This window comes from Cellulomonas sp. P4_H12, assembly GCF_056400905.1.
The window spans coordinates 1-529 of the sequence record NZ_JBFUKJ010000145.1 but is presented as its reverse complement, the minus strand read 5'-3'; the positions used below and the strand labels follow the sequence as shown (position 1 = coordinate 529).

Below are 529 nucleotides of genomic sequence, written 5' to 3'. Positions count from 1 at the left end.
GCGACGCTGTCCACCGGGACGTCCACGGGCCGGCCCGCGGCGAGCGCGCGGTGCAGGGTGGGCGCACCAGTCGGCTCCACCCCGACGACCGCCGTGGTCCCCGACAGCGCCGTTGCGATACCGGCGGCCAGCCCGCCGCCACCGACCGCGACCAGCACGGTGGTCGCGTCGGGCACCTGCTCGGCCAGCTCGAGCCCGATCACCCCGGCGCCCGCGACCACGTCGGGCAGGTCGTAGGCATGCAGTTGCTGGGCGCCGCGCTCGACGGCGATCGCAGTCGCCCGCGCGTACGCGTCGGTGTAGCGCTCGCCGTCGAGGACCACCTCGGCGCCGAGGGCCCGGAGCCGCTCGACCTTGACGACGGGCGCGGACGCGGGGACGACCACCGTGCAGGCCACGCCCAGCATCCGCGACGCCGTCGCCGCCGCGATCCCGGCGTTGCCGCCCGACGCGATCACCACCGGCGCGTCACGCTGTGCCGCGGGCCGGTGCAGCAGGGCGTTGAGGCTGCCGCGGATCTTGAACGAGC

1 protein-coding gene is annotated in these 529 nt (G+C 76.7%); it reads right to left on the bottom strand.

Annotated features, from left to right (window positions below; translation table 11 throughout):
• Nucleotides 1–529: pyridoxal-phosphate dependent enzyme (locus AC1DQC_RS20235; protein ID WP_477053012.1), on the bottom strand; the 529-nt coding region annotated here is incomplete at both ends.